This is a genomic window from Orbaceae bacterium lpD04 (assembly GCA_036251935.1).
In the GTDB taxonomy this organism is placed as follows: domain Bacteria; phylum Pseudomonadota; class Gammaproteobacteria; order Enterobacterales; family Orbaceae; genus Orbus; species Orbus wheelerorum.
This window is the reverse complement of the sequence record CP133967.1, coordinates 1,446,636-1,473,620: the sequence shown is the minus strand read 5'-3', so window position 1 is coordinate 1,473,620 and position 26,985 is coordinate 1,446,636. Positions and strand designations below refer to the sequence as shown.

Here is a 26,985-nt window from a genome sequence, read left to right as displayed (position 1 = left end):
GATGAAATATTACCTATTAATGACCACAAGGCAGTGGCAAGAATTACAACAACCGATTGATGATAATTCGCTTTTCCCTCGCAGCTCTATAGTCCCTCGAAGTATTGTTGATTATACTAAATTGAAACCTGTCCGTTATCGCTATAGTAGTGAAATGGACGACGTTGTTAAACACTGTGTTAAAAATCAAGACCAGTGTAAAAACCTTTACCCCACTCTCGAAAAGCTTGGTTTATATTACGGTACAAATACCTACAACAAAGATGATATTAAATTTAGTCAGGCACTCAAAGACGCACTAACATCGCAGCGCGCTATCTTAATTGATATGCCAGTTGACCCCTGTTCGGGAATGATGGCACCAGAAAATAACTTTCTAAAGCTGCCTAGTAATAAAATCGCCCGTAGATTAACCCCAGAAGAAGTAAAAGCCTGTGAACTTGCAAGGTATGGTACAGAAGATAACTGGATTGAAATCACTGTTAAAGATTTACCGAATCAACCGTTTACCTTATTTAATAACGGTAGTCGGGAAATTGTTAAGCAAGGCACGTTAGATAGTAACGGCTATGCGTATGTTGATTTACCTGTTAACGCGCAATATGTGGATATTGTGTTTGATAAAAAGCAAGAGTATCGCCCTTGGTACTATGATGTGCCCCTGCAAATATGGGGTGGTATTGTTGATGCTGGGCAGTCGGTAACGGATTTACTTTGGGATATTTCACCATTTAGTCAGGCGATTAAAGTCGATTTTAACGACGGACAATTCAGCTCTGCCAAATTTGAAAAAGCACCTGAAGGCGAAAGTCCACCCAATCCTATCCAGTTTGGGAAAGTGCCCGAAGCCGAAACGGTAGCTGGTGCGCTTGCTCATGGTGTTAGTCAGTTTTTAGTGGGTTTTCTTCCTACCTCAAGAGCACTTAAAATTATCAAGCCGCTAAAAAAAATGGGGACGCTAACTCGAGGTATGATTGCGGGTGGTGTTGCTGATTTTGCTGTCTTTGCACCACATGAAGAGAGACTATCAAACCTTGTTGAATCATTCGATGAGTTAAAAAATCCTGTTACCGAATATTTAAAGGCCAGCCCTGACGATAGCGCCGCAGAGGGACGGTTGAAAAACGCATTAGAAGGCGCAATGATTGGCGCATTAATTGAGCCTTTCTCTCATTCATTACGTGCATTAAAATATGCTAGAATTAAGCGAATGGTAACCGATGTTAAAACTCAAGTTCATTATAAGCTTGAAGTTGTCACCATCGAAACCGAATCTGGCAGTAAAGGAAAGTGGAATAAAACCCTAAACAATCCAGAACCAAATAAAATATATAAAGTCGATGGCAATAAAATATATCACACTGACGACATAGGACGATTAAAACAGGTTGAAGCCGAACTTAAACTTGATACACTAGATAGAAACACTTATCAGCAATTAAAGGCAGGTAAGCAAGGTATTGATGGCGACGAAGGTGGTCATCTAATCGCGTCAATACTAAATGGCTCAGGTGAAAAAATTAACATGATACCAATGAACGCTAATCTTAATCGCGGTGCGTGGAAACAGATGGAAAATACATGGGCTAAAGCATTACAAGAGGGGAAAACAGTTAAAACTACGATCGAACCGCTTTACAAAGGTAATGATATTCGTCCATATAAATTTGAAGTTGCTTATTCTATTGATGGAAAAGATACTATATATAAAGATTTTTATAATTTGCCACAAGGAACAAAATAATGAAAAATGATATTTACAATAAAATTGGTGGTATTTTAATTAATAGTTCACCAAATGATAGTAAAAAAATTATTGCAAAAATTGAAATATCTGAGAGCAATGATGTTGGTACTTATACCTTTAACTCTACGGATTTTTTTGATAAAAGTGAGAGCTATAGACCTATTTCACAAGCTCGAGATGATCTGTTTTCTGCAATGCTAGAATTGAAAAAATATACTATTGATAATAATCTTACAAACGGCAATCCTATTTGGGTAGGTTGTATTGTAACTGTTGATATCGAAAATGCTAAAATTAATATCGAATTTAAATATGAGCCATTTATTGAAGAGTAAAGATGGCGACTTATGTCGCCTTAGTTTATGTTTGATCGGTAATCCCTCCTAATGGTTTACTACACTTTTGATTATTTTCAATAATATAAAATTTTCTCATACATTATTAATTTTCATAATGCTCATAAAACTACCTGGTTTAGGTATTTATTTAACCTAAAAAAAACAATATACTGTATAAATGAACAGTACAAAGAAATTAAATTCGTTAGCCTTTATTCCGATTATTAGTAATTCAACTTATGAAGCGATTACTTTGCCTTTTTTTGGCGAATCTGTTGCCGCTGGTTTTCCAAGTCCTGCACAAGATTTTATTGAAAAGCGTATAGATTTGAATGAATTAATGATAAAACATCCCTCTGCAACTTATTTATTAAAAGCATCAGGTGAATCAATGGTTGATGGGCACATCAGCGATGGCGATTTACTTGTTGTTGATTCGGCTAAAATACCATGCCATGGCGATATTGTTATTGCTTGTATCGCTGGCGATTTTACAGTTAAAAAACTTTGTCTGAAACCTAAAATAATGCTTAGTCCTATGAATGATAACTTTAAACCTATTGAAATTGATAATGGTGATGATCTCGAAATTTTTGGCGTCGTGACCTATATAATACATAAGGCTTAATATGTTTGCTCATGTAGATGTTAATTCGTTTTATGCAAGTTGTGAAAAGGTATTTCGCCCAGATTTGAAAAACTTACCGGTCATTGTATTAAGCAATAATGACGGATGTGTGATTGCTCGGTCGCAAGAAGCTAAAAAACTCGGTATAAAAATGGGTCATCCCTATTTTCAACTTAGTGATAAATTTATTAAGCAAAATAATGTCCATGTCTTTAGTAGCAATTATGCTCTTTATGCAGACATGTCAAATAGAGTAATGGATACAATTGAATCACTTGTTCCTTATCTTGAAATCTACAGTATTGATGAAGCATTTTGTGATATTTCGGGATTAGATCATATCAGCTCATTTTATACACTTGGGCAAACAATTAGAAAAACAGTTAATCAATATACTCACCTAACTGTTGGTGTTGGCATTGCCCAAACTAAAACACTCGCTAAATTAGCAAATTACGCAGCAAAGACATGGGCAAAAACCGGCGGCGTGGTTGACTTGTCAGATAAAAAGCGACAAAAAAAACTGATGTCGATAACCCCAGTAAACGAGGTTTGGGGGATTGGCTGCAAATTATCAAAACGGTTAAATGAACTAAATATTCAGACCGCCTTAGATCTATCAAATCTATCACCATACGAAGCACGTCAAAAGTTTAATATTGTGCTAGAAAGAACAATAAGAGAGTTGAATGGTGAATCATGTTTAATGCTTGAAGATGTTGCGCCGCCTCGTAAACAAATTATCTGCTCACGCTCTTTTGGGCTGAAAGTTACTGAATATAATATTATGCGTGAGGCCATATGCAATTATACTGCGCGAGCAGCTGAAAAATTACGAGAAGATAATCAATATTGTAAAAATATAACGGTCTTTATTAAAACTAGCCCATTTGCTCAACAGCAGTATTATTCTAACTATTCGTCAGAAAAAATAATTGCTACCAATGATACTCGTCAGTTATTACAAACATCAGAAAAGATTTTAAAAAGAATATGGGCAGATAATAAGCACTACCAAAAGGCGGGGGTTATTCTTAATGATTTTTGTGATATCGAGATAAACCAGTATCATTTATTTTCTGATTATCACTCTAAAGAGCGAAATGAGAAATTAATGAAAGTTATCGATACGATTAATAAATCGAGATACAGTCCATTATTTTTTGCATCACAAGGAACGCAAGGAAAGTGGCATATGAAACAAGATCAATTATCCCCTTCTTATACAACAAGAATAAATGATATTGCTAACGTTAAAATTTAATTTAGTCTTGATAAGACTAACTAAATAAGCAAGTTATTAGGCTATTTTAATCGATACCGTTGTTTACTTATTTTTAAAGCTAATAAGTACTCAACCTTGTTTTTCTTTTACCATGCAATAACCGTGAAATATTTATTCGGGTAACCAATCTTCAGAGGTAAATACATTTTCTATTATTGCCAGCACCGTTTGCTTTTCCTCTTTAGTGCATCCCGAAACATCTATATTTTTACTTGAACTCACCCGCACTCGAACGATTGCATCAGAATGAAGAGAAACAATTTGTTTTTCTAACTCAATTTGCAGTGCATCAATAATTTTGGGGGGAACGTTATCGTCTTTAGACAATAAAATATCAACTCGAAGCATAGTAACCTTAAAATAAGCTGTACAAAAAAACAGTATAAATTATTTTAAATAATATGCAATAAAATCCAGTCCGAAAAAGCTACTTTTTACAGTAGCATTATTGCTTTCATCGATATCAATTAATTAAGTATTTTTCTTTTTTGAGTCTCAAATTCTTGCTCCGTTAAAATACCTTTTTCTTTTAATTCGTATAGCTTTTGCAGTTCATCGGCAATCGATGTTATGCCATTAGTATTTCTGTTTGCATATGTATTTGTATATTTGTTTGTATTGATATTTGACTCAGGCATTTGATAGTAATGACTATCATTAAAACGCTGCATCAACATAGCCACAATATTGTACCAATCAATTGCATCATTCATGATCTTTCTGTATTTTTTACTGTTTTTATTAACCTTTTTGCCACTGATTAAAACTTCACAACAACCATTATATGAACTATTTACCAATACTCGCAGTAAGATTTTTTGTACTTTGCTATTTGCTGAAATTTTATCAATAGATCTTGCTATATCATCAAATAATGGTCCGCCAATTAGTGGCCCACTGTTGTCATACGTTCTTAATGTTTCAGCAATAACATTATCATCTTCAAGTAGTTGAACTGAAATAATATCCATCGACTCAACAACTTGATAAGCCGTATTGTATTTTCCATTGTTTTTGAAAAAACAAAGGCGCTGACCTCTTTCATCAACGGCAATCGCCGTTTTTAATAAATCATTAATGAATGCTTTATCACAGTAAAAATTAGCTTGTTTATAAAATCCTTTTGTAATTAGTTTACGTTTTTTACGGTAGCGAAAGTAAAAAACGCCCAAGACTATAATCACAATAATGATGAAAGAAGATCCGCCGCTACTTTTTTCGTTTTCTGCTTGTGAGCTCTGTTGTTGTGATTGAATTTCGGTGTTTGATTGGCTACTTTCACTTTGAAACATGCTAGCTAAGGCGCTAGAATCATGCTGCTCTGTAGCATGTGATGGAAAGATAAAAATGCATGCAAAAGTAACAATTAATAGTATTTTTTTCATTTCAACATTAGATAAAGTTAAGATGGCCGCTAGGATAGATGATTTTTAGCAGCCAATCAATATTTCATCTTATATCGCCTTTATTTATAGACTATATCGCTCAACAATGAATGCCCTCTTATGTTATTTACGCTTCCAAGCAGGAAGTTTTTTTAAAATAACATAGGCTGTTTGTTTAGCAATAATATCATCCATGCGATGAATTTTTATATAATGCGCGGTTAATTCTGCTAATTTTTCATCGAAAAGTTTCATCGTACCATCAGTATGAGCACAATATTTACAATAGTTTTTAGATATATCATATAGAGGATAATCACCAATTTGGGTCATCGGCATACCACAGGCAATGCACATTTTCATGTTTATTCCAAATAAAAGTAAGCGAGCATTTAAATGCTACTACTCGTAAAAAAAATTTTCAATATGATCTTCATTTGTTGATCACATGACTTAATCTCGATTTTTTGCTATAGTTTGGAAAATTATCATAATCAAGGAACGCTTAATACATGAACTCAATCCCAAATTGCCCTATTTGCCAATCAGAACATACTTACCATGATGGTACACTCTATATTTGTCCTGAGTGTGCTCATGAATGGGATGAACAAGCAGCAACCTCAACTGAAGACGAATTACAAGTGAAAGATAGCAACGGTAATTTATTAGCTGATGGTGACGATATTATCTTAATTAAAGATCTAAAATTAAAAGGCTCATCTACCGTAATAAAAAAAGGGGCTAAAGCTAAAGGGATCCGCTTAGTTGAAGGTGATCATGAAATAGATTGTAAAGTTGATGGCATGAAAATAATGCTAAAAGCCTGTTTCGTAAAAAAAGCCTAGTCTTATTATTTAATGCTGGTTTAATCAGCATTAAAGTAAATCAAGCTGCTCACTATCGTTAGTTTGTTGCAATACCGCTTTTTGTTGCTGTTGATACTCAAAATATCTTTTCCTTAACGCCCGTTGCCGGCAAAGTCGTAATATATTTTGCTTTTGCTCATCAGAGAATTTTAACCAACTAAAGCGTTCATCACGAGAACGAAAACAAGTTAAACAATAACCTTGCTTATCCGTTTCGCAGACTCTTTTACACGGACTTGGTATAGTGAAAATTTCGATTTGTTGTGACATTATGCTTAAGTCGCAGTAACGGTTAAAATAACGTACAGTATACACAAATAAATTATTTTTTGATGTTTTTTTATACAAGAAATTATCACGCGGATCTTTTTACTTTAGAACGCTTTTTAGTTATTCACAACGAGGCAAATTGACTGCATAATATTAAATATCACTCGTAAACAATATCAATTTAATATGAATAATATCGCTGATGAAATAATATTTGCTGATGCACAATTAACTGACTTACCTTTTATTGTTGAAGTTTATAATCAAACGATTGCCAGTCGAATGGTAACAGCAGATACATCACCAATAACCGTTAATGACCGATTAGAATGGTTTAATGCACATAATGCCCAAACAAGGCCATTGTGGTTAATTAAATATAACAATCAGCCATGTGGCTGGATAAGTTTATCAACGTTTTATGGTAGGCCAGCATACGCTAAGACGGTTGAATTAAGCTTATATATTCATCAAGCGTTTCGTGGCAAAAAAATAGGTCAACAAGCAGTTATGGCAGTAGAACAATTTGCCCGAAAAAATAAGATTGAAACCATACTTAGTTTTATTTTTGCGCATAATCAGCCTAGCATCTCGTTATTTGAAAAATTAGGTTATAGCAAATATGGCCATCTACCAAATATCGCAGAGCTTGATGATATTAAGCGAGACTTAGTGATACTAGGAAAAGCAATTACAGCTTAAAAAGAGATTCTCCTGCAACAAATTGCAGGAGATAAAAGCGTTAGATACTAAATGATGAACCGCAGCCACACGTTGTTGTTGCATTTGGATTATCAACGACAAAACGTGAGCCTTGTAATCCTTCAACATAATCAATCGTACCACCAACAAGATATTGAAGGCTCATTGGATCAACAACTAAGGCAACCCCATTTTTTTCGATGGTTAAATCATCGTCATTCATTTTTTCATCAAACGTAAAACCGTATTGAAAACCGCTGCATCCACCGCCGGTAATATATACGCGTAATCTTAAGTTCGGGTTTTCTTCTTCTTCAACTAATGATTTAACTTTATTCGCTGCAGCATCAGTAAACACTAATGGTAATGTATCACTCATTGCTTTCTCCTACTCTTATTTGCAAAGAAAAAAATTCACAAAATCAGAAAATATTAATAATGATTTATTATATTACAATTAATATCAGGACTAAATATCAAATTACAAATAAAACCAATCAGTAAAATTGCTTATTTGGGAGCTTGAATTTTCATTCAATTTATGAATAAATACACATTCTAATTAGGTAATGAGAATCAACAATGAATAAATCACAATCCCTTTATGAACAAGCAAATCAAGTCATGCCTGGCGGTGTTAACTCGCCGGTAAGAGCATTTAATAGTGTTGGTGGAACGCCGCTATTTATTGAAAAAGCTGATGGTGCTTATATTTATGATGTTGATAATAAAGCCTATGTTGATTATGTCGGTTCATGGGGACCGATGATATTAGGTCATAATCATCCTGAAATTGCGAGTGCAGTTTGTCATGCTGTCCATAAAGGACTTAGCTACGGCGCACCAACTGAAATGGAAGTAAAATTAGCCAATTTGGTTACAAGCATCATGCCATCAATTGAAATGATCCGTATGGTTAACTCGGGCACCGAAGCGACAATGAGCGCTATTCGCGTTGCAAGAGGATTTACTGGCCGCGATAAAATTATTAAATTTGAGGGTTGTTACCATGGTCACGCTGATTACTTATTAGTAAAAGCAGGATCTGGCGCACTAACTTTCGGGCACCCAACATCGCCTGGTGTTCCTGCTGATTTTGTTAAACATACGCTAGTGTGTGATTATAATGATCTTGAATCGGTGAAAAAAAGCTTTGAACAATATCCCGATCAAATTGCAGCAATTATTGTTGAACCAGTAGCCGGTAACATGAACTGCGTTCCAGCTAAACCTGAGTTTTTACAAGGGCTACGAAATTTATGTGATAAATACGGAGCACTACTGATTATTGATGAAGTCATGACTGGGTTTCGAGTAGCACTTGGTGGCGCACAAGATTATTACAATATCACACCTGATTTAACCTGCTTAGGTAAAGTTATCGGTGGAGGAATGCCTGTTGGTGCATTTGGTGGACGAGCTGATATTATGCAGCAATTAGCGCCTATTGGGCCGATTTATCAAGCAGGAACGCTATCGGGCAACCCTATCGCAATGACTGCTGGCTATACTGCGCTAAATTTATTAAATGATGTTGGGATCTATCAACAATTAGATAGTTTAACAAGCCAACTTGCCGATGGACTTTTATATGTTGCTAAACAAAATAATGTACCATTAGTTATTAATCATGTTGGCGCAATGTTTGGTTTATTTTTTACAACTGTAGAAGAAGTCAGCAGTTACGCTGATGTAATGCAAAGTAATGTTGAATTATTCAATAAATTCTATCATCATATGCTGACTGAAGGCGTCTACTTTGCACCATCTGCTTTTGAAGCCGGATTTATGTCACTTGCGCATGGCGATCGGGAGATTAATCATACCATCGATGCTGCAAATCGTTTTTTTAAAACACTTAAATAACTCAATAATTATAATAGGTGATAATTAATATGATTACCCCACTTCAAGTAGGCGAAAAAGTTCCACAATTTACACTGCCTGACCAAGATGGTGAAGAAGTTAGCTTTACTGATTTTAACAACCAACGTGTTTTGATCTATTTTTATCCAAAAGCAATGACACCAGGTTGTACAGTGCAAGCATGTAACTTACGCGATCATTTAGATGATTTCAAAAAATATAATGTTGCAATTATTGGTATTAGTACCGATAAAACAGAAAAACTATCACGTTTTTCTGAAAAAGAATTACTTAATTTCACACTACTTTCTGATGAAAATCATGAAATTGCCGAAAAATTTGGTATATGGGGTGAAAAAGAATTTATGGGTAAAACCTATGATGGTATTCATCGCATAAGTTTTTTAGTTGGTAAAGACGGTAAAATCGAGCATATTTTCGATGATTTTAAAACCAGTAATCATCATGAAATAGTATTGAATTACTTAAAAGATCATCAATAAATAAATCGATAAAATCAAAAAAAGAGCTAACTAGCTCTTTTTTTATAAATATAACTCGCTATTAATACGCGACATTAACTTTGTTGTACACTTTTAGGCCATGCGTTGATAATTGCTTTGACTAACGTTGCAAGCGGAATGGCAAAAAATATTCCCCAAAATCCCCATAATCCACCAAATATCAGTACCGCAATAATTATCACAATAGGATGAAGATTGAGTTTTTCTGAATATAACAAAGGCACGGTTACATTACCATCAAGCATTTGTATCACAATATAAACGGCAATAAGAATAGCAAACTCTGTACTTAATCCCCACTGAAATAGAGCAACTAAAATCACTGGAATGGTTGAAATAATAATACCCACATAAGGAATAATCACCGATACGCCAACAATAAACGCTAATAATAAAGCATAATCTAAGCCTAAAAACCAAAATGCAACATAGGAAAAAATAAATAAGATAATGATGTGTAGCACACTACCTACAATATAATTACCAATTTGTTTATCCATTTCGCTGGCAACTTTATTAATAATCGTTCTATTTTTAGGTAAAATCTTAGAACAATAATTCCAAATTTTTTCTTTATCTTTTAGTAAAAAGAACATCATAATCGGAACTAATACTGCATTAATAATAACCGAAAGTAAGCTAAAGATAGAAACAATTGAAAACTGCAATAAAGAATTGCCAGATTGAACGACTTTATCTTTAATGCTTTGAATTAATGAATCAAATAATCCAACATCAATAAGTTCAGGGAATTTTTGTGGTAACGTTGTTAAAAACTGATTTAAAAATGTCAACATGGAAGGAATATTTCGAACTAAACTGACACCTTGTTGCCAAATTAATGGTAGTAAAATCATCACACTAAGTAATACGATTGAAATAAAGAGTAAGAGTACGATAATAACCGATAACGTTCTTGGCAGCCCTTTTCTATTTAAATACTTAACAGGTGTATCAAGTAAATAAGAGAGAACGACAGATACAATTACCGGTAATAAAATTTGATTAAAAAAGTAGATAACGATAAAAAGAGAAACAATGACGATAATTAATGAGGCGACATTAGGATCACTAAATCGCTGACGATACCAATCCATAAATATTTTTAACATCTTTTTTCTCACGCTAACAAAAAATATTATCTATATTAAATGATTAACATATTTTAGTCTCTATTTATTAATAGCATCACTTAATTGTTGCTGTTTACGTTTGATGTAAATCAGATCTCGAATAATAAGTAGTAATAATATAGAAAATAACAAACAGCAAAGTAATACTGATATTTTTCCCCACCAATTAACACAGATGGCACCAATAGCCGCGCCAATACAGAAAAATAAAATAATCGATAAGTAACGTAAACCTTGTATTAAAGAGTGACTATCTTTGTTTGAAATAGCGAGGAAGAGTGATCCCATTGCCGAGCGAAGATTACCAGTACACATAGTACTAGTATAAGGCGCTCCACATATTTTACGAAAGCTACCAATTTGAATTGAACACATAAATGAAATTGCAGCAGTCACAACAACTTGTGGCGTATTATCGGGTAAAAATGCAATAATAAATAAAATGATAATTTCAGTAATAAGTACCCAAATATAAAAACTACCTGACAGATATTTCAATAAATATTCCGTCATTAAAATACCAAAAGAGAAAGCAATAATGGGGATTAAATAATGAAAAAAGTTAATATAATCGGCGTTAATAAGACTTACGCCCAGTAATACCATATTACCCGTCTGAGCGTTAGCAAATACCCCGCCATAACATAAAAATGAATAAGCATCTAAAAAACCGCCAACTACCGCTAATAATAGGCCAATTTCTAATTTTTCATGTAGAGGAGAGTTTTTATCAGTTAAGTGAATCATAGACATGAATTATCAATATTACAAAATAACAGGCAATTATACGCGAATTAATATTATACTCAATTTAACATTACCCAATATCACTAATTGTCAAAATCACGAATTACTTTTTATATTATTAGCACTATTAATAAGTCATATTAGTGCTTTTTCGTTATTTTTTTGTTGTAAGGTATCATTATAGTGAAAATTCAATGATTAAATGATTGTTATAAACCTAACGAGGTTTACGGATAAAGTATAAATAGCCACCGATAATATGAGCAATAAATACAATTGCTAATATGATTCGTACATGTAAAGAGTTAAACAAAATAAAAGGGATCATTAATACAATAAATACCGCTAATAACATTTTGAATAATTTTTTAGGGGTTACGTTCTTTTCAATTAATGTTTGCTGAACGTATTTTTGATAATATTTAGAATTAACCAGATATCGATGTAATTTATCTGAACTATTCATCCAAAGGTAAGCGGTTAACAAATAAAATGGCACTGTTGGCAATAATGGCAAAAAAATACCTATGGTTCCTAAAAAAAAGGATAAAAAGCCAAGCACCATAAATAAATTTTTTTTCATATAAAATACAGCCTTTTGTTAATCTTGGATTATAATTTATTGTCCAATTTTGGTTATATACTATATTGCATAAATGGTTTTATTGCAGTCTCTACTTACAAATAAATAAAAATATCTAATAATGTGATGATAAAAAATAATTATTTATTACATTCATTTTGTCAAAAAGCAGATAAACGCGTATGATAATGTCAATAAAGATTGCTTCTTGATAACATAATAGCCACTAACCATGAAACATTTTTTAGCTCGTCATGCAACAATGCGTCATCGCGTATATTCCCTTTACTATACTACATTTAATTATGGGCGCAGTTTTCTTATTTTATTTATTTGCCTATGGGTTGGTAATTTTATTTCAACACTTTTACCAATTACAATCCCAGGAAGTATTCTTGGTTTATTGATTTTGTTTTTTATGTTGGTATTTCAACTAATTCCATCTAGATGGATCCGTAATGGCTGCAACTTGTTCATGCGTTATATGACAATCTTATTTATTCCTGCTGCGATGGGAATTATGGACAACTATATTTATTTAATTGAAAGCTGGGTACCGATTTTAGTTGCAAGTATTGCCAGCACATTTATCGTTATGCTCTTTATTGGCTGGCTAACTCAGCATCTACACTCACGCTCTTTACCCCCAATAAATGATCCTGCCGATGTCAATCAGGAGCAAAAATAATGATTTGGATGCTACCTTTAACCATCATCATATTTTTCTTAACGCGCCACTTAGCCATTAAAATAAAAAGCACGTTATTTAATCCTTTAGTCGTATCGACAATCATACTTATTCCGATTTTACTGTTAACGGGTACGTCTTACAGCGAATATTTTTATCATGTCCGCTGGATTAATGATTTACTGCCTTACTCAGTTGTCGCTCTTGCTTATCCTTTATATGAAATGATCCCTCAAATAAAATCCCGCTGGAAATCGATTATTTTTATCACTTTTATCGCCTCATTATCATCAATGATATCTGGGGTATGTATTGCCTTTTGGCTTGGAGCAGATCCTGAAGTAGCGGCATCGATTTTACCAAAATCAGTAACAACAGCCATCGCCGTAACCGTTTCAGAAAATCAAGGTGGCGTTCCATCAATTACCGCATTAACGGTTATTGTTGTCGGCATACTCGGTGCTATTTTCGGTCATCAATTGCTAAATTTATTTAAGATCAATACCGTTGCAGCAAGAGGACTTGCTATTGGCAGTGTATCTCACGCCGTTGGCACAGCAAGATCTATTGAAGTAAATTATCATGAAGGCGCTTATAGCTCTTTAGCATTAGTTTTATGTGGTATTATGACATCATTAGCCGCCCCGTTTCTATTCCCAATCCTTGTAACACTACATAATTGGTTATAGAGGTAAATTAATGTTTAAAAAAATACTTAAATATATTCTCTATTTAATGGTTGTTACAACAATCACAATATTTTCATTGGATTGTTGGATTAGCCTTAAAACAGAGCCTTATATTTACCATAACTATAATGATATTCCACCAAGTTCGGTTGGCGTGGTTTTAGGGACGTCAAAATATATCAAAGGCGGTGGAATTAATGTTTTTTATAAAAATCGCATCAATGGGGCAATTGAGCTTTATCAATTAGGTAAAGTCGATTACTTATTACTTAGCGGCGATAATGCGCTTATGAGCTATAATGAACCAATAATGATGAGACGAGATCTAATTAAAGCGGGCATTCCAAGCTCGGCTATCGTACTTGATTATGCTGGTTTTAGAACATTAGACTCAATTATTCGGGCTAATAAAGTATTTGACGCAAATAATTTTACAATTGTTACTCAAGAGTTTCATTGCGAGCGAGCACTGTTTATTGCACAATCTCAAGGAATCGATGCCAAGTGCTTTGCCGTACCTACACCCAATAATATCAAAATGATTAGAATTCGTGAAATGCTTGCTAGAATGAGTGCATTTATTGATATTTATATTCTTAATAAAGAGCCAAAATTTTTAGGCCCAATGTTACCAATTGTTCGTGAAACGGATGATTTACCTAAACTCGATGAAAATATTACCTCGCCCGCTCAATAATCTAATAATTTAGATTGCATCTTTATGCAAAAAAATATAATATTTAATCAGTTTTAATTTAAATATTATCTTAAATAATTTATGAACATTGAATTAAACCATATTAACTGTTTTTATGGTTCACATCAGGCTTTATGCGATATCTCATTTAGCTACCCATTAGGTGAAACAATTGTATTACTCGGCCCTAGCGGTGCGGGTAAAAGCTCTTTATTAAAAGTCTTTAATCTACTTGAAGTGCCAACCTCTGGCTCTATGACTATCGCTGATCTTGATTTTCAATTTACGCAAAAACCAGCTGAACTAATGGTCAAAAAATTACGCACAAATGTGGGAATGGTTTTTCAAAACTATAATTTATGGCCACACCTTACGGTTTTAGACAATTTGATTGAAGCCCCTTGTCAAGTGTTGGGTGCACCAAAGGCAGAAGCCATCGATAAAGCGCATAAAATTTTATCTAGGTTACAACTTGATAGCATGAGTAATCGCTACCCGCTTCATTTATCGGGCGGTCAACAACAACGCGTTGCAATTGCACGGGCATTGATGATGGAGCCTAAGATTTTGTTATTTGATGAACCGACTGCGGCATTAGATCCTGAAATAACCTCACAAGTTGCTGAAATTATAAAAGAGTTGTCAGAAACAGGCATTACCCAAATTATTGTGACTCATGAAGTTGATTTTGCTAAAAAAATTGCATCTCAAGTCATTTATATGGAAAAAGGAAAGATAGTTGAACAAGGTGATAAATCCTGTTTTATTCACCCTATTTCCAAACAATTTCAAATGTATTTATCTCATTAATAAAATTAAAATAAAGGTGAATTTATGAAGAAAATTTTACTCATTGCAGCGCTCGCTAGCGCAGTATTTGGTGCTTCAGCTAAAAATATTAACTTTGGTTTAGAAGCAACTTATGCACCTTACGAGTTTTATGATGAAAATAATCAGCTAGTTGGCTTTGATATCGATATTGCTAATAAAATTTGCGAAGAATTACAATATACCTGTAAATTTACAAATCAATCCTTTGATAGTTTAATTCCAAGTTTAAAAACGCGTCGAATTGATGCCGCAATATCTGGCATTGATGTTACCCCTGCGCGAAGTGAACAAATTGATTTTACTGATTTTTATTATACTGATAATGCCGCAACTTTCACGGTTAATAAAGATAGTTTTAAAACGATTGATGAGCTTAAAGGTAAACGCGTTGGTATTCAAAATGGTACTACACATCAAAAATACTTAATGCAAAAACACCCTGAAATTGAAGTGGTTAGCTATGATAGTTATGAGTACGCTATTTTAGATCTAAAAGCAGGAAGGATTGATGCAACCTTAAGTGATTCAGCTGTTGCGGATGATTGGTTAAATAATAATCCAACCTTAACCCAGCTTGATGAGAAAGTAACCGACCCTGATTTTTTTGGTTCAGGACTTGCCATTGCGGTTCGTAAAGGTAATAGCGAACTGCTAAGTCAACTTAATCAAGCCTTAGCAACAATAAAAGCAGATGGTAGCTATGATACTATCTACAAAAAATGGTTTGAAAAAAAATAACAAAGTGCCATTAACTAACTTTGATATGCCGCATACTAGCGGCTATTTTCTTTTTAATGAATGATATAAATAGATAAATTTTAATTATGTTTGATTGGCTAAATTATTTTGTACCGCTATTAGATGCAACAAAAACGACGCTATTTATTGCGTTCACTTCACTCGTGTTCGGTTTACTCCTTGCATTTTTATTTACTATACTTGAATCTTGCCGATTAAAACCTATCGCATGGTTAATATCAATAATTGTCACCATTGTTCGCTCACTGCCAGAGATCTTAGTTGTTATCGCCATTTATAATGGTATTCCTTTTTTACTGATCTTTTTAGCCGATAATGTGTTAGCTGGCGGCGTTGATTTATCTATTCCATTAGGCTTTACCGAATTAAATTTTCACTTAGAAATCACCAGTTTTGATGTAAGCCCTATTTTATGTGGGATCATCGCTTTATCATTACTTTATGCAGCTTATGCATCACAGACGTTACGCGGCGCCTTTAAAGCGATCCCTGTTGGTCAAAAGCAAGCGGCTGAAGTATTAGGGATCAGCAAACCTCGAACTTTATTTCGCATCATTATGCCACAAATTTGGCGGCATGCGCTGCCAGGGCTTGGTAATCAATGGTTAGTTTTATTGAAAGATACTGCATTAGTTTCACTCATTACGATAAATGATATCATGATGCAAACACGCAGTATTATCGCAAGTACTCATAACCCTTTTACTTGGTATTTAATTGCCGCTGGAATTTATTTAGTCATATCGTTAATTAGCCAAAAATTACTACAGAAGCTTGAAACTAAAGCTCTTTATTTTGAAACGACTTCAACAGTGACAGAGAAATAAGGAGTATATGTGATGTCAGATAAATTTTTCGACTATTTTTCAATCCTGATTAAAGGATTGCCAGTAACGCTATCATTAAGTTTTGCAGGTATTATCACTGCATGTTTGATTGCTATCATACTTTCTGTATTGATAACGACAACAAGCAAGTGGTATATCGTAAAACCGATTAAAACCTACCTTATTGTATTTACTGGTACACCATTATTAGTCCAGCTCTTTCTAATCTATTATGGCCCGGCGCAATTTACGTTTATCAGTCAAAATCTACCAAGCTTATGGCGCGTCATATCGCAGCCATGGTTTTGCGCGTATTTAGCATTAACCTTAAATAGCGCCGCTTACACAACTCAAATATTTGCAGGTGCAATTAAAGCGGTGCCACAAGGTCAATGGCAAGCTTGTGTTGCGCTAGGTATGAATAAAACCCAAACATTGAAAGTTATTTTACCTTATGCATTAAAACGCGCCTTATCGACTTATTCAAATGAAATTATTTTTGTCGTTAAGGGCACCGCATTAACGTCAACAATTACGTTAATGGATATCATGGGGTATAACCAATTCCTCTATGGTACTTACTATGAATTTTCCATATTTATTGCGACTGGTTGTATTTATCTCTTGATAAATGGTTTATTAAGCATCATGATGAGATTAATTGAGAAACGTGCTCTTGCATTTGAGAGCACTACACATTAATGTTTATTAATATTGTGATTGCTGTTTATGAAACAAGAGCGCTTTGATTCTGTATCATTTTTAAAAACAGTCCCCCATAAACCGGGGATTTACCAAATGTTTAATGATAAAAATATTATTATCTATGTTGGTAAAGCCAAAGATTTAAATAACCGCTTAAAAAGTTATTTTAATAGTAGCGTAAAAACCTTAAAAACAGATCTATTAGTTAGCCATATTGATCATGTTGAATTCACGTTGACCAATACCGAAACTGAAGCGCTATTACTTGAACAGACTTACATAAAAAAATATCAACCACGTTATAATGTGCTGCTAAAAGATGATAAAAGTTATCCATTTATCAAAATAAGTAAAGAAAGGCACCCACAATTATCACTCTACCGAGGCTCGATTAATCGTAAACAAGATGAGTTTTTTGGTCCTTATCCGAGCTCCTACGCCGTTAAACAAATTTTAGCATTAATGCAAAAAACATTCCCAATACGGCAATGTGCTAATGCCACTTATGCTAATCGTAGCCGGCCTTGTTTACAATATCAAATAAAACGTTGCCTTGGGCCTTGTGTTGCAGGACTAGTTTCTGACGAGGAATACAATGAGCAAGTTAATTATGTTCGGCTCTTTTTACAAAACCAATCAGACCAAGTTGTCACTAAAATAACTGACGATATGTTAAAAGCAAGTGAGGCGCTTGAGTTTGAAAAAGCGGCTAAATTACGTGATCAGCTACATGCTATTAGTAAAATTAAAGAAGAACAAGCAATCTATAGCAATAATGATAATTTAGATACAATTGGCTTTCATTATCAAGCGGGTATTGCTTGCGTATATGTCTTATTTATTCGCAATGGACAAACTTTTGGCCATAGGGCATATTACCCCAAAATTCCTGCCAATGCAGAGCTTGAAGAAGTGATTGAAACATTCTTAGGCCAGTTTTATTTACAAGGCAATGCAAATCGTAATATCCCTAAAAAGATTTTATTAAATTATTCACTATCAGACAAAAAATCAATGGAAGATAGTTTATCGCTTATCGCAAATTATCAGGTCAAAATTGTTGATGAACCAAAAGGAAATAATTTAAAACTACTTAATATTGCGATTGAAAATGCGCAAAAAGAAGTAAAAAATAAGTTACTACAAAGTTCAACAATCAAACAGCGTTATGTCGCGCTTTGTGAATTTTTAGGGATCAAACATATTGCTCGAATGGAATGCTTTGATATCAGTCATTTCATGGGCAAAAATACCATTGCATCGTGTGTTGTATTTGATGATAAAGGGCCGGTAAGATCTGAGTTTCGTCGCTATAATATCACTGGCATAACTGGCGGTGATGACTATGCTGCAATGGATCAGGTATTAACAAGGCGTTATAATAAAAAGCAACTTCCTGAAGATAAAATTCCTGATATTATTTTTATTGATGGCGGTAAAGGGCAACTTAATCAAGCATTACAGGTTTTTAATTCGTTAAATGTCGAATGGAACAAAAATCATCCTATTTTAATTGGTGTAGCTAAAGGCTCTGAGCGTAAAGAAGGCCTTGAGACACTCTTTTTTGAAGCACATGGTAAAGGGCATTATCTTGACTCTCACTCACCTGCTCTGCTTCTTATCCAGCAAATTCGTAATGCCTCGCATGATCATGCAATAGTTGGACAAAGAAATAAAAATGCTAAACAGCTAACAGATAGCGCTTTAGAACATATTGAAGGGATCGGTGCAAAACGGCGCCAAGCATTACTTAAACACTTTGGTGGGTTAAGAGAGTTAAAAAATGCCACGATTGACGAAATTTCGCAAGTGCAAGGCATATCAAAGCCGTTAGCAGAAAAAATTTACAATAACTTGCAACAATAATCTGAATAATAATTGAAAGATGAAGATTAATAGTGCAACATGTTAAGTATTAATTTGATTTTTTTCTAATAAAACTAATCATTTGATTTATTTGTTATTAATTTAGAGCTTGATTATGAAACTCAATGTACCAATCTATTTAACGTTATTTCGAGTCATTTTGATTCCTTTTTTTGTATTAGCATTCTATTTACCATCTGAATGGTCAGCTTTTTTTACCGCACTTATTTTTTTAATTGCCGCACTAACCGATATGCTTGACGGTTATTTAGCAAGGCGCCTTGGTCAAACAACACGCTTTGGGGCATTTTTAGATCCCGTCGCTGATAAAATAATGGTTACAATCGCGTTAGTTATTGCAACTGAGCATTATGATGCTTGGTGGATAACAATTCCTGCAATTATCATGATTTCGCGTGAGATTATTATCTCAGCCTTACGTGAATGGATGGCTGAAATTGGCAAACGTAAAAGCGTTGCTGTATCGGTAATAGGTAAAGTAAAAACGATTGCCCAAATGACTGCTTTGACATGGCTACTTTGGCGCCCTTGTGATTTGGTTATTTATGCAGGCCTCGTTGCGCTTTATATCGCGGTTATTTTAACGTTATGGTCAATGTTTGAATACCTTTGGCGTGCGCATGATGATCTACTTGATAACTTGGAATGATTTAAATTTAACCGATCAAACACAAATAAGTAAAATTATTCTTGATGTAAAAATTTAGCGCCGTATAATGCACTGGTTTTATTAAATCACGATCCAAATGCCCGGGTGGTGAAATCGGTAGACACAAGGGATTTAAAATCCCTCGGCCTTTTGGCCGTGCGAGTTCAAGTCTCGCCCCGGGCACCATTTTTATACCAAGTCTCTATGCGGGAATAGCTCAGTTGGTAGAGCGCAACCTTGCCAAGGTTGAGGTCGCGAGTTCGAACCTCGTTTCCCGCTCCAATTTCACTCTTAAAGTGATATTTCATTTAATATTCAATAAGTTAAAAAAAATCCCTATTCATCCTCAATGTTATTTGAGTTTAACCTTATGTTTTTGGCTAAAGATTATGATGATGCATTATTACCTTTATTTTTTCTACTTATATATTATTTTTGTAATATCGGATCATTATTGGGTAAACAGGACTTATGTAATACGGTCAAAACAATAATTTTGTTTGAATCTTGGATAAAGTAAATAATATGACTTTGACTGGGAAAATAGCAAATATTTTTATCATATTGCATGGCAATACTTGGTGACTGAGCAAGCAGAGAGATTGTTTTATGCAAGCTTATAACATAGTCTTTTGCTTTCTCTTTACCCCAGTTTTTTATGGAATACTCATAAATGTTTTTTAGCTGTTTGGCAGCATGTTGAGTAATTTTTATTGATAGCAAGACTAGTCCTTTAATAAATTATTAAAGAAGGCATCAGCATCGACTATTCTACTCTCGTCAAGGTCTTTCAACCCAAGTTTGATTTGTGCATCAACATGATTCTTTTTCATCGTTTCAAATAGCTTATATTCAGCCATCGACATCATTACTAACACGGGCTTACCGTTTTTAGTGACGGTTATGGGTGCAGTTTGTGCACTAAGCACTGCCTCACCAAATCGGTTTTTCACCTCATAGGCAGTTAGAACTTTTGTTGACATTTCATTTCTCCATTTTAGCTAAAATAGCTAATTTGCATAAATTTTACCTGTTTTTAAAATTATGACAATAATTACTTTATAGTATTAATTTAAAAAAATATTATTTATTTACCGCAGATTATGATTAAAGTTCGAACCTCGTTTCCCGCTCCAATTTCACTATTAAAGTGATATTTTCTCTAATATTCAATACATTAACTTTTGAGTATAAAAGTCTTTTTACATTCCACCCTATCTATTATCTCATTGATTTTATTTATTTTTTATTACAACCTTCGCTATTTAGATCGAGTACATCGATAATTTTGTTTTTTTTGTCGTTATCTTCTGGCCTCTGACTTTTGGTATTCGTTGGAAAATATCGATGGCATTGATGGAAAAGTAGTACGTTATGCTAACCTACCGATAAGCCTTATTTAATGAATGATGGACGGAATTGTCGTTGTTTGTTGTTTGTTGTTTGTTGTTTGTAATGATCGGCGAAGTTGGCATTTTTGTTTCTGTTGGCAAGTAAAGTAATATGTGTTTCGTTAGGTTTTTTCCTTCGGTGGTTAATTATGCGTATTTAAAACGTTTACCTTCACAAAAAAGGAGGTTTACGCAGCAGTTAGATAAAAAGTCGATGTCCATCCATTTTGATACAACAAAATTAATAGGCACTTGTTGGTTAAACTAAGCAGAAGGCAAATGATTACAGTCACTATTGTAATAAAGACTAGTCTTTTATATTTGTTTGGTAGAGCAAGGTCAACGCCGCTCAGTCGATAAGATTTTAACCACATCTGCCCTGCTCTGGCAATATATCGAGTAAACGTTGGCGATCGATTGCATTTTGTGGGTAATAAATATTTAATCGATTACTTGCATCGCCATTAAAGTTCCACCATAGCTGTTTATCTAATAGGATCTCTCCGAGCTTTATATGGTTATAGGTATACAATCGTTCTTCTGGTTGTAGTACTGTATTATCTGTCCAAGCCTTATCAAAGATATGTGATTGTTTTTTGAAACTAGCAATTTTTTGTTGCAGAACTTCATCGTTAGGCCGTTTGGCTAAAGTATCTCTGAGAAAACCTGCCATTCTAGTTATTTGAATCGCTAACTTATCTTCACTATCGATAGATAGAAATGTTTGCCAAATAGCGTTGTTAATGGTTAGGTCAAGATAATTTTTTTCAGCAAGAGGAAGCTCGTCAATATTAAGACCGACCATAAGATTAAATGCAGAATTACAAGTAACAATATCTAAATTATCATTCATTAATAGTGCTGGTAAAGGATTAAGTTGCAACAATAATTGAGCAGTATGCTTAGAAATCGTATAACAAGGATCTCTTTTTGGTATTGCTTGTGGTGAAATTAAATTACATAAGTAATCGTACTCTAATTTAGTCAGGCATAAAGCTGTCGCAATCGATCTAAGTACTTGTGATGAGATGCCGGCTGCTTGGCCACGCTCAATTTTACTGTACCAAATGGTGCTAATCCCTGAAAACTCAGCAACATCATCCCGCCTTAAACCTTGCGTTCTAGCCCTAGCTAGTTTGATTAATCCAACCGTTTCAGGAGCAATACTTTCTCTTTTTGCCCGTAAAAAATCACCGACGAGCTTTAGATTATTATGTTTCATTGATTACCTTATACAATTTATATGTGTATAACCTGTTTCTTGTTAGCGATAAAACAAACGTTATAATGCCGGCCTATATGCAGCAAAACGTTGGGAAGTAGGGGCTGGCGTCTGTATAACAAATTTTACCATAGACCATTTAAAATAACTAACGAGGAACTCATGAAATGTTAGGTCAGAATAAAACACAACAACTCTCTATGTTTGGGATATTACTTTTGGTCATGGGGCAGGTATTACCTCAAATAGATTTCTCAATAGTCAATGTTGCACTTGATGTCATTGGTAGCACATTAAAAACAGATGAAACGGGGCTCGTTCTAATTGTTTCTCTATATGGGGTCAGTTTTGCCGCTTTAATTACTACGGGAGGCAGACTTGGCGATAAATACGGCAGAAAACGAATGTTTCTAATCGGGATTATCGGCTTTAGTCTCGCTTCGGTGATATGTGGGTTAGCAACTGATATTATCATAATGCTCATTGGTCGTGTGCTACAAGGTTTTTTTGCCGCACTTTTATTACCACAAATACTTGCGACAATTCACTCAACACTAACAGGAGCACGCCACCGTTATGCAGTTAGTCTTTACACATCAATTGCCGGCCTCTCAGTTGTTATTGGTCAGGTTGTTGGGGGATGGTTGGTTTCAGCAAACTTATTTGACTTGGGGTGGCGAATTGCGTTTTTTATTAACGTACCTATTTGTATAGTTATATTTCTACTCGGCTATTTTATTATTCCTGAAACTAAATCAAACGCTGCGAAACAAAATATGGATATAGGCGGCATCGTGTTATTTATTTTATGTCTTTCATTACTAATGATACCGATCTCTTTAGGTAAACGTTGGCCTGAGCTATGGTGGTTATTGTTAGGCGTTTTACCTTGCGCCATTTTATTGTGGCGGGTGGAAAAGTCATATGAACTTACCGGTCGTAAGGCGGTGTTACCGCCCTCTTTGTTTAAAATACCGATGGTAATAAATGGCTTCATTAGCGAAATGATCGTTACCTTTACTTATCCAGGCTATTTATTTGTTACCGCATTATGCCTGCAAAGTGAAATCGGGTTCACACCATTTGAATCAGGAAATACATTTATTGTACTTGGCATAATGTTTTTTATCGGTTCATTACTAAGTAGGCCGTTAAGTCAACAAATAGGCGATCATAAATCCTATGCGATAGGTGGCGCTCTTACCCTTATTGGTTTTTTAGGAACGATCGCATTATTTCATAGCTACCATTATGAACTTAGGTTTTATCACTTATGGATTGCTACTGGGTCGGTAGGCTTAGGTAATTCTATTATGTTAACGTCTGCTTACCGGCTAACATTATCACAGGTTGCAAAATGCTATGCGAGTGAAGCAAGTAGCGCCTTAGTGACCGTGCAGCAAGGGTGCTGCGCGTTAGGCACGACATTTGCCGGCACCATTTACTCATTGGTATTAGCTTTGGGATACTTAAATGCGATTACAATATCAATCGGTATTTTGTCTTTGATCGTACTATTGGTTTGTATTGCTATTTATATTAAAACGCGTGGTGATTTAACGCAGTGTTTAGGCTAATCTATATAAAAGCACTCTTTTTAGCGTGGTTTAAATTTGAATGCCACCTTCTAATTTCGAATTTTAGGCAAAACGTAGGTAATTAAATCCCATTCTTTAAATCGGCGATCATTTATCATTCGAAAGGTTTTAGCTGCGCAGCCATCCCCTACATAATTAAACGATCGTATATATTACCAAAACACGATAAGAATCATTGAGGGATGATAATGGTGGCGTTAATAGATTTTATTGTGCTACTTGTATGTTATTTATGTAGCTCGGGATCATTGCTAGGTAAACAAGACTTATGTAAAACAGTCAAGACGATCATTTTTTTGTATCTTGGGTAAAGTAAATAATATGAATTTGAATGGGGAAATAGCAAGTATCCTTTTCATATTGCATAGTAATACTTTGCGACTGAGCTAGCAGAGAGAAATTGTTGGGATAATGCACTAGCTGAAAGTTTTTTTCATACATTAAAATGCGCATTATTCATGATTGTGATCACAAAACAGGCGAGGATCAGTGAATAAAGCCCTATTTGAATATATTGAAATCTATTATAATCGAATAATTAATATTCATATTTAAATCATGTATTGTGGGTTCAATTTAGTGATATGCCAAACCACTTAATTATTTACAAGATAAAGGAAAATATGTTCAAAAAATTTTTTGTGCTTATTACTATTATCATCTTAATCACTATTAGCCTCAAGGGATGTGTGACGAATTCTAATGAAGTTCGAATTGTTGGTAAAGAAATGATTAAGCAAGCAGATATTACTGGTTTTTCACAGATAAGTTTACAAATAGATGATTACTATGATCCTTTTTTATCTAAAGAAGAAAATAATAAGTTTCTACAAAATCTAGATGAAAATAACATTAAAATTACAGCTACATATGAACCGATAATCGATAAAACAAAGAGAGTCATAAAAAGAACGCAAATAGAGGAGCCAAAAGCATGGTCGTCGTCTACAAATAAAATCATAGTAACTGACAAAATTAATCAAGTATCATATGCAACAAACTTAAAATTTGATAATGAACAACGTATCATCACATTTACTATTCCAAAACCGGTTAATAATAAAGAACAAGAATATGTACTAAGCGAAATTTATCTTAATATTCCAATAGCAGACAGCCCCGCAATTTCTGCATCAACATACATAGATAAATTTAATAAATTCACTGTATTTGAAAATAAGTACGCCAATGGTCAATTACTTGGTATGCAAGACCGATTTCAACATCGACGTCTTAATTGGCATACCTTATATGATGGGCCCAGTTTATATGATAAAACTCATTGGATTCCAATAGAAATAGGTAGATATATTGCTTTAAATACAACTCTTTATTTTGAAGATAAAAGACGTTTAAAAAATGAGGTATTAAGTGAACAAGAGAGACAAGATCTATTTGATGACTTATCTACTCGATTATATGGATATTACGTCAATTTAAATATTCCAGAAACGTTGCCAAATTGGTTTGGTGTAGATAAAGTTAAAGGTGCTTATATAAATAGCGATTCGTTTGAAATAATTCAACTAAATGGAAATCTTCCAAATAAAAATGATAGTCGTATGGAGAAAAATGAAACTTGGATAATTCGTAATGGTGTATTGATGTCAATATATCAAACATATTACGGTGGTAATGATTGTGAATATAATTATAAAATTGTTTTTGAGCAAAGTAAAAATGAAAGAAAATATATTGAAAAGAAGGTTTGGCTTACAGATAAAAACAAGTGGGGAATTGAAAAAAAATACATAACTCGGCATAATTTTAGTAAGCTTGATGAAACCAAAAAAGAAAAAGAACTATATTATGAGAGTCTAAAAGATAGCTCATATGGAGCTGATTATGTCTATGAAGTTTTAGCAAATAAGCGCCCGCAATGTATGAGGATAATTAACGATTCAAAATTGATGTTTGGTGCATCAAAAGAAGAACTTAATATTTTATTTAATGAATATAAAAAGATTATTATGAACGGAAAAAATGAATTACATGGGCATAAATAACTAATCTGCGCATGGATTAGTAGTAAATTTCCCATCCTAAAAGTGAGCGTTTATCATACAATTATTCACTGGAATTTTAGTGCATAAAAAAATAAAGTAATTACAACTCGATTAAATAAAGCAAGTATTTTAGGATTAAGAATCTAATTTAAGCTATGGTACTATTACTGGGAAATATAATCTTTAAAAGTTTTATATAAAATAGGAATACTAAATGTCTGAACCTTGGGGATGTATTGTTGATGTAAAAATAACCACATCAGCACTAGATAAGTATTTGCGAAGTAAACAAAAAAATAGAAATTGTGAAGAATTCTCCCAACCTAATCAACAGCAGCTAGTTAGTATTGATACATCAAAAAGTATTGCCTATTTTTATGCTTTCAATAATAAAGTTTACGAAAATAGAAGAGATAATTATCTTGAGTTAGTAGGAGCCGATCCTGTTACATTAAGGGAAGTACTAATGCTTGATTTATGCGTTGATAAAAACAATGTTTATCTCGATCAAATTACGGAAAATAGAACACTAATTAAACTTGATAATGTTGATGATAAAACATTTCAATCAACTAATCATTATGGTTTTGCTATAGACAAAAATCATGTCTATTTTAAAGGTAAAATTTTACCTCTAGATGTTAAATCTGCTCGATTAACTGTGTATGGATTTGCATTTGATAATAATGATGTTTACTATTACTTTCACCCTGTAGAGCTAGACGGTAAAACATTTAAAGTGTTACGTTATCAGTCTTCCTTATTTTCTGAACCTTTCATTGTATCAGATAAAAATGGCCTTTATCATTATGATACTGATTCAAATATAAACATACTTAAAAAATCACAAGAATTATCACCAGTTGATTTGGACAAAATAGCACAGTTCAAATGTATGAAATCGATTTTTAACTTAACTATTTTTAGTAACTTTTTCTCAATTGATAATCTCCATTAAA

31 protein-coding genes, 2 tRNA genes and 1 pseudogene are annotated in these 26,985 nt (G+C 33.8%); 23 read left to right on the top strand and 11 right to left on the bottom strand.

Annotation, left to right across the window (positions count from 1 at the left end; all coding sequences use genetic code 11):
- Nucleotide 1 precedes the first annotated feature (1 nt).
- From RHO14_06805 to umuC, 4 genes are all read left to right on the top strand, one after another.
- Nucleotides 2-1,744 (top strand): DNA/RNA non-specific endonuclease, encoded by a 1,743-nt coding sequence (locus RHO14_06805; protein ID WVD70065.1) that lies wholly within the window; start codon nucleotides 2-4, stop codon nucleotides 1,742-1,744.
- Nucleotides 1,744-2,082, top strand: a complete 339-nt coding sequence (locus tag RHO14_06800) for a hypothetical protein (protein WVD70064.1) — start codon at nucleotides 1,744-1,746, stop codon at nucleotides 2,080-2,082. Before RHO14_06805 ends, RHO14_06800 begins: the two co-directional genes overlap by 1 nt.
- A gap of 181 nt (nucleotides 2,083-2,263) precedes the next feature.
- The gene (gene umuD, locus RHO14_06795; protein WVD70063.1) at nucleotides 2,264-2,713 is read left to right on the top strand and encodes a translesion error-prone DNA polymerase V autoproteolytic subunit; all 450 of its coding nucleotides are present in this window, start codon (nucleotides 2,264-2,266) and stop codon (nucleotides 2,711-2,713) included.
- Between the two features lies 1 nt (nucleotide 2,714).
- A complete protein-coding gene (gene umuC, locus RHO14_06790; GenBank protein WVD70062.1) occupies nucleotides 2,715-3,977 on the top strand; it encodes a translesion error-prone DNA polymerase V subunit UmuC in 1,263 nt (420 codons plus the stop codon).
- 132 nt (nucleotides 3,978-4,109) lie between these two features.
- Here the strand turns inward: umuC and RHO14_06785 are convergent, their stop codons facing one another.
- The 3 genes from RHO14_06785 to RHO14_06775 all read right to left on the bottom strand — a co-directional run bounded on the left by RHO14_06785 (nucleotide 4,110) and on the right by RHO14_06775 (nucleotide 5,746).
- Nucleotides 4,110-4,346, bottom strand: coding sequence for a DinI-like family protein (locus tag RHO14_06785; protein ID WVD70061.1), 237 nt, complete (start codon nucleotides 4,344-4,346; stop codon nucleotides 4,110-4,112).
- 119 nt (nucleotides 4,347-4,465) lie between these two features.
- Nucleotides 4,466-5,383, bottom strand: a complete 918-nt coding sequence (locus RHO14_06780; GenBank protein ID WVD70060.1) for an SHOCT domain-containing protein — start codon at nucleotides 5,381-5,383, stop codon at nucleotides 4,466-4,468.
- A gap of 123 nt (nucleotides 5,384-5,506) precedes the next feature.
- Nucleotides 5,507-5,746: a zinc ribbon domain-containing protein gene (locus RHO14_06775; GenBank protein ID WVD70059.1), complete on the bottom strand. Its 240-nt coding sequence runs from the start codon at nucleotides 5,744-5,746 to the stop codon at nucleotides 5,507-5,509.
- A gap of 149 nt (nucleotides 5,747-5,895) precedes the next feature.
- Between RHO14_06775 and RHO14_06770 the strand changes: the two genes are divergently transcribed.
- Complete coding sequence (locus RHO14_06770; GenBank protein WVD70058.1) at nucleotides 5,896-6,231, top strand: zinc ribbon domain-containing protein YjdM; 336 nt, start codon at nucleotides 5,896-5,898, stop codon at nucleotides 6,229-6,231.
- A 30-nt stretch (nucleotides 6,232-6,261) separates the two neighbouring features.
- Here RHO14_06770 and RHO14_06765 read toward each other — a convergent pair whose 3' ends face one another.
- Nucleotides 6,262-6,522, bottom strand: coding sequence for a DUF1289 domain-containing protein (locus RHO14_06765; GenBank protein ID WVD70057.1), 261 nt, complete (start codon nucleotides 6,520-6,522; stop codon nucleotides 6,262-6,264).
- A 186-nt stretch (nucleotides 6,523-6,708) separates the two neighbouring features.
- Here RHO14_06765 and RHO14_06760 point away from each other — a divergent pair, with 186 nt between their 5' ends.
- Nucleotides 6,709-7,224: an N-acetyltransferase family protein gene (locus RHO14_06760; protein WVD70056.1), complete on the top strand. Its 516-nt coding sequence runs from the start codon at nucleotides 6,709-6,711 to the stop codon at nucleotides 7,222-7,224.
- 40 nt (nucleotides 7,225-7,264) lie between these two features.
- Here the strand turns inward: RHO14_06760 and erpA are convergent, their stop codons facing one another.
- The gene (gene erpA, locus RHO14_06755; GenBank protein ID WVD70055.1) at nucleotides 7,265-7,603 is read right to left on the bottom strand and encodes an iron-sulfur cluster insertion protein ErpA; all 339 of its coding nucleotides are present in this window, start codon (nucleotides 7,601-7,603) and stop codon (nucleotides 7,265-7,267) included.
- A 203-nt stretch (nucleotides 7,604-7,806) separates the two neighbouring features.
- On the opposite strand from erpA, the gene hemL reads away from it, so the two are divergent.
- Together hemL and bcp are read left to right on the top strand one after the other, a co-directional pair.
- Nucleotides 7,807-9,090 carry a glutamate-1-semialdehyde 2,1-aminomutase gene (hemL, locus tag RHO14_06750; protein ID WVD70054.1) on the top strand — a complete coding sequence of 428 codons (1,284 nt, stop codon included), beginning with the start codon at nucleotides 7,807-7,809 and terminating at the stop codon, nucleotides 9,088-9,090.
- A 29-nt stretch (nucleotides 9,091-9,119) separates the two neighbouring features.
- Nucleotides 9,120-9,593 carry a thioredoxin-dependent thiol peroxidase gene (bcp, locus tag RHO14_06745; GenBank protein WVD70053.1) on the top strand — a complete coding sequence of 158 codons (474 nt, stop codon included), beginning with the start codon at nucleotides 9,120-9,122 and terminating at the stop codon, nucleotides 9,591-9,593.
- Nucleotides 9,594-9,667: 74 nt separating this feature from the next.
- On the opposite strand, the gene RHO14_06740 is transcribed toward bcp, so the two are convergent.
- The 3 genes from RHO14_06740 to RHO14_06730 form a co-directional block, all read right to left on the bottom strand.
- Nucleotides 9,668-10,726, bottom strand: coding sequence for an AI-2E family transporter (locus RHO14_06740; GenBank protein ID WVD70052.1), 1,059 nt, complete (start codon nucleotides 10,724-10,726; stop codon nucleotides 9,668-9,670).
- 60 nt (nucleotides 10,727-10,786) lie between these two features.
- On the bottom strand, nucleotides 10,787-11,500 hold the full coding sequence (locus RHO14_06735) for a YoaK family protein (protein ID WVD70051.1): 714 nt from the start codon (nucleotides 11,498-11,500) through the stop codon (nucleotides 10,787-10,789).
- A 211-nt stretch (nucleotides 11,501-11,711) separates the two neighbouring features.
- Nucleotides 11,712-12,077, bottom strand: a complete 366-nt coding sequence (locus RHO14_06730) for a YbaN family protein (GenBank protein ID WVD70050.1) — start codon at nucleotides 12,075-12,077, stop codon at nucleotides 11,712-11,714.
- Nucleotides 12,078-12,309: 232 nt separating this feature from the next.
- On the opposite strand from RHO14_06730, the gene RHO14_06725 reads away from it, so the two are divergent.
- The 11 genes from RHO14_06725 (at nucleotide 12,310) to RHO14_06675 (ending at nucleotide 20,091) form a co-directional block, all read left to right on the top strand.
- Entirely contained in the window at nucleotides 12,310-12,765 is a 456-nt protein-coding gene (locus RHO14_06725; GenBank protein WVD70049.1) for a CidA/LrgA family protein, read from the top strand.
- Nucleotides 12,765-13,454 (top strand): CidB/LrgB family autolysis modulator, encoded by a 690-nt coding sequence (locus tag RHO14_06720; GenBank protein WVD70048.1) that lies wholly within the window; start codon nucleotides 12,765-12,767, stop codon nucleotides 13,452-13,454. Before RHO14_06725 ends, RHO14_06720 begins: the two co-directional genes overlap by 1 nt.
- 10 nt (nucleotides 13,455-13,464) lie before the next feature.
- The gene (locus RHO14_06715; protein WVD70047.1) at nucleotides 13,465-14,151 is read left to right on the top strand and encodes an ElyC/SanA/YdcF family protein; all 687 of its coding nucleotides are present in this window, start codon (nucleotides 13,465-13,467) and stop codon (nucleotides 14,149-14,151) included.
- Nucleotides 14,152-14,232: 81 nt separating this feature from the next.
- Nucleotides 14,233-14,961: an arginine ABC transporter ATP-binding protein ArtP gene (gene artP / locus RHO14_06710; GenBank protein ID WVD70046.1), complete on the top strand. Its 729-nt coding sequence runs from the start codon at nucleotides 14,233-14,235 to the stop codon at nucleotides 14,959-14,961.
- A gap of 24 nt (nucleotides 14,962-14,985) precedes the next feature.
- Nucleotides 14,986-15,720: a lysine/arginine/ornithine ABC transporter substrate-binding protein gene (locus RHO14_06705; protein ID WVD70045.1), complete on the top strand. Its 735-nt coding sequence runs from the start codon at nucleotides 14,986-14,988 to the stop codon at nucleotides 15,718-15,720.
- A gap of 86 nt (nucleotides 15,721-15,806) precedes the next feature.
- Nucleotides 15,807-16,568, top strand: coding sequence for an arginine ABC transporter permease ArtQ (artQ, locus tag RHO14_06700; GenBank protein WVD70044.1), 762 nt, complete (start codon nucleotides 15,807-15,809; stop codon nucleotides 16,566-16,568).
- 12 nt (nucleotides 16,569-16,580) lie between these two features.
- A complete protein-coding gene (gene artM / locus RHO14_06695) occupies nucleotides 16,581-17,270 on the top strand; it encodes an arginine ABC transporter permease ArtM (protein WVD70043.1) in 690 nt (229 codons plus the stop codon).
- Nucleotides 17,271-17,297: 27 nt separating this feature from the next.
- Entirely contained in the window at nucleotides 17,298-19,139 is a 1,842-nt protein-coding gene (uvrC, locus tag RHO14_06690; protein ID WVD70042.1) for an excinuclease ABC subunit UvrC, read from the top strand.
- A gap of 115 nt (nucleotides 19,140-19,254) precedes the next feature.
- Nucleotides 19,255-19,809 carry a CDP-diacylglycerol--glycerol-3-phosphate 3-phosphatidyltransferase gene (gene pgsA / locus RHO14_06685; protein WVD70041.1) on the top strand — a complete coding sequence of 185 codons (555 nt, stop codon included), beginning with the start codon at nucleotides 19,255-19,257 and terminating at the stop codon, nucleotides 19,807-19,809.
- A 99-nt stretch (nucleotides 19,810-19,908) separates the two neighbouring features.
- A tRNA-Leu gene (locus RHO14_06680) sits at nucleotides 19,909-19,995 on the top strand.
- A 20-nt stretch (nucleotides 19,996-20,015) separates the two neighbouring features.
- Nucleotides 20,016-20,091: transfer RNA gene (locus RHO14_06675), tRNA-Gly, on the top strand.
- Between the two features lie 147 nt (nucleotides 20,092-20,238).
- Here RHO14_06675 and RHO14_06670 read toward each other — a convergent pair.
- From RHO14_06670 to RHO14_06660, 3 genes are all read right to left on the bottom strand, one after another.
- Nucleotides 20,239-20,532 (bottom strand): type II toxin-antitoxin system RelE/ParE family toxin, encoded by a 294-nt coding sequence (locus tag RHO14_06670; GenBank protein ID WVD70040.1) that lies wholly within the window; start codon nucleotides 20,530-20,532, stop codon nucleotides 20,239-20,241.
- A gap of 2 nt (nucleotides 20,533-20,534) precedes the next feature.
- Nucleotides 20,535-20,792, bottom strand: coding sequence for a type II toxin-antitoxin system prevent-host-death family antitoxin (locus tag RHO14_06665; GenBank protein WVD70039.1), 258 nt, complete (start codon nucleotides 20,790-20,792; stop codon nucleotides 20,535-20,537).
- Between the two features lie 772 nt (nucleotides 20,793-21,564).
- On the bottom strand, nucleotides 21,565-22,422 hold the full coding sequence (locus tag RHO14_06660) for a helix-turn-helix domain-containing protein (GenBank protein WVD70038.1): 858 nt from the start codon (nucleotides 22,420-22,422) through the stop codon (nucleotides 21,565-21,567).
- Nucleotides 22,423-22,589: 167 nt separating this feature from the next.
- On the opposite strand from RHO14_06660, the gene RHO14_06655 reads away from it, so the two are divergent.
- The 4 genes and pseudogenes from RHO14_06655 (at nucleotide 22,590) to RHO14_06640 (ending at nucleotide 26,984) form a co-directional block, all read left to right on the top strand.
- Nucleotides 22,590-23,999 (top strand): MFS transporter, encoded by a 1,410-nt coding sequence (locus tag RHO14_06655; protein WVD70037.1) that lies wholly within the window; start codon nucleotides 22,590-22,592, stop codon nucleotides 23,997-23,999.
- Between the two features lie 419 nt (nucleotides 24,000-24,418).
- Nucleotides 24,419-24,554 (top strand): annotated as a pseudogene (locus RHO14_06650) (IS3 family transposase).
- 89 nt (nucleotides 24,555-24,643) lie between these two features.
- Entirely contained in the window at nucleotides 24,644-26,026 is a 1,383-nt protein-coding gene (locus tag RHO14_06645) for a hypothetical protein (protein ID WVD70036.1), read from the top strand.
- A gap of 214 nt (nucleotides 26,027-26,240) precedes the next feature.
- Nucleotides 26,241-26,984, top strand: coding sequence for a DKNYY domain-containing protein (locus RHO14_06640; GenBank protein ID WVD70035.1), 744 nt, complete (start codon nucleotides 26,241-26,243; stop codon nucleotides 26,982-26,984).
- The last annotated feature ends 1 nt before the right edge of the window (nucleotide 26,985 follow it).

Excerpts from the sequence above, each read along its gene's own strand:
- artP (WVD70046.1), top strand. The coding sequence starts at position 14,233 with ATGAACATTGAATTAAACCATATTAACTGTTTTTATGGTTCACATCAG.
- RHO14_06730 (WVD70050.1), bottom strand. The coding sequence starts at position 12,077 with ATGAAAAAAAATTTATTTATGGTGCTTGGCTTTTTATCCTTTTTTTTA.
- pgsA (WVD70041.1), top strand. The coding sequence starts at position 19,255 with ATGAAACTCAATGTACCAATCTATTTAACGTTATTTCGAGTCATTTTG.
- RHO14_06725 (WVD70049.1), top strand. The coding sequence starts at position 12,310 with ATGAAACATTTTTTAGCTCGTCATGCAACAATGCGTCATCGCGTATAT.
- RHO14_06720 (WVD70048.1), top strand. The coding sequence starts at position 12,765 with ATGATTTGGATGCTACCTTTAACCATCATCATATTTTTCTTAACGCGC.
- umuD (WVD70063.1), top strand. The coding sequence starts at position 2,264 with ATGAACAGTACAAAGAAATTAAATTCGTTAGCCTTTATTCCGATTATT.
- RHO14_06640 (WVD70035.1), top strand. The coding sequence starts at position 26,241 with ATGTCTGAACCTTGGGGATGTATTGTTGATGTAAAAATAACCACATCA.
- erpA (WVD70055.1), bottom strand. The coding sequence starts at position 7,603 with ATGAGTGATACATTACCATTAGTGTTTACTGATGCTGCAGCGAATAAA.
- umuC (WVD70062.1), top strand. The coding sequence starts at position 2,715 with ATGTTTGCTCATGTAGATGTTAATTCGTTTTATGCAAGTTGTGAAAAG.
- RHO14_06715 (WVD70047.1), top strand. The coding sequence starts at position 13,465 with ATGTTTAAAAAAATACTTAAATATATTCTCTATTTAATGGTTGTTACA.
- RHO14_06740 (WVD70052.1), bottom strand. The coding sequence starts at position 10,726 with ATGTTAAAAATATTTATGGATTGGTATCGTCAGCGATTTAGTGATCCT.
- hemL (WVD70054.1), top strand. The coding sequence starts at position 7,807 with ATGAATAAATCACAATCCCTTTATGAACAAGCAAATCAAGTCATGCCT.
- artM (WVD70043.1), top strand. The coding sequence starts at position 16,581 with ATGTCAGATAAATTTTTCGACTATTTTTCAATCCTGATTAAAGGATTG.
- RHO14_06705 (WVD70045.1), top strand. The coding sequence starts at position 14,986 with ATGAAGAAAATTTTACTCATTGCAGCGCTCGCTAGCGCAGTATTTGGT.
- RHO14_06760 (WVD70056.1), top strand. The coding sequence starts at position 6,709 with ATGAATAATATCGCTGATGAAATAATATTTGCTGATGCACAATTAACT.
- artQ (WVD70044.1), top strand. The coding sequence starts at position 15,807 with ATGTTTGATTGGCTAAATTATTTTGTACCGCTATTAGATGCAACAAAA.
- RHO14_06805 (WVD70065.1), top strand. The coding sequence starts at position 2 with ATGAAATATTACCTATTAATGACCACAAGGCAGTGGCAAGAATTACAA.
- RHO14_06765 (WVD70057.1), bottom strand. The coding sequence starts at position 6,522 with ATGTCACAACAAATCGAAATTTTCACTATACCAAGTCCGTGTAAAAGA.
- RHO14_06770 (WVD70058.1), top strand. The coding sequence starts at position 5,896 with ATGAACTCAATCCCAAATTGCCCTATTTGCCAATCAGAACATACTTAC.
- RHO14_06735 (WVD70051.1), bottom strand. The coding sequence starts at position 11,500 with ATGTCTATGATTCACTTAACTGATAAAAACTCTCCTCTACATGAAAAA.
- bcp (WVD70053.1), top strand. The coding sequence starts at position 9,120 with ATGATTACCCCACTTCAAGTAGGCGAAAAAGTTCCACAATTTACACTG.
- RHO14_06645 (WVD70036.1), top strand. The coding sequence starts at position 24,644 with ATGTTCAAAAAATTTTTTGTGCTTATTACTATTATCATCTTAATCACT.
- RHO14_06660 (WVD70038.1), bottom strand. The coding sequence starts at position 22,422 with ATGAAACATAATAATCTAAAGCTCGTCGGTGATTTTTTACGGGCAAAA.
- RHO14_06655 (WVD70037.1), top strand. The coding sequence starts at position 22,590 with ATGTTAGGTCAGAATAAAACACAACAACTCTCTATGTTTGGGATATTA.
- RHO14_06775 (WVD70059.1), bottom strand. The coding sequence starts at position 5,746 with ATGAAAATGTGCATTGCCTGTGGTATGCCGATGACCCAAATTGGTGAT.
- RHO14_06785 (WVD70061.1), bottom strand. The coding sequence starts at position 4,346 with ATGCTTCGAGTTGATATTTTATTGTCTAAAGACGATAACGTTCCCCCC.
- RHO14_06665 (WVD70039.1), bottom strand. The coding sequence starts at position 20,792 with ATGTCAACAAAAGTTCTAACTGCCTATGAGGTGAAAAACCGATTTGGT.
- RHO14_06780 (WVD70060.1), bottom strand. The coding sequence starts at position 5,383 with ATGAAAAAAATACTATTAATTGTTACTTTTGCATGCATTTTTATCTTT.
- RHO14_06800 (WVD70064.1), top strand. The coding sequence starts at position 1,744 with ATGAAAAATGATATTTACAATAAAATTGGTGGTATTTTAATTAATAGT.
- uvrC (WVD70042.1), top strand. The coding sequence starts at position 17,298 with ATGAAACAAGAGCGCTTTGATTCTGTATCATTTTTAAAAACAGTCCCC.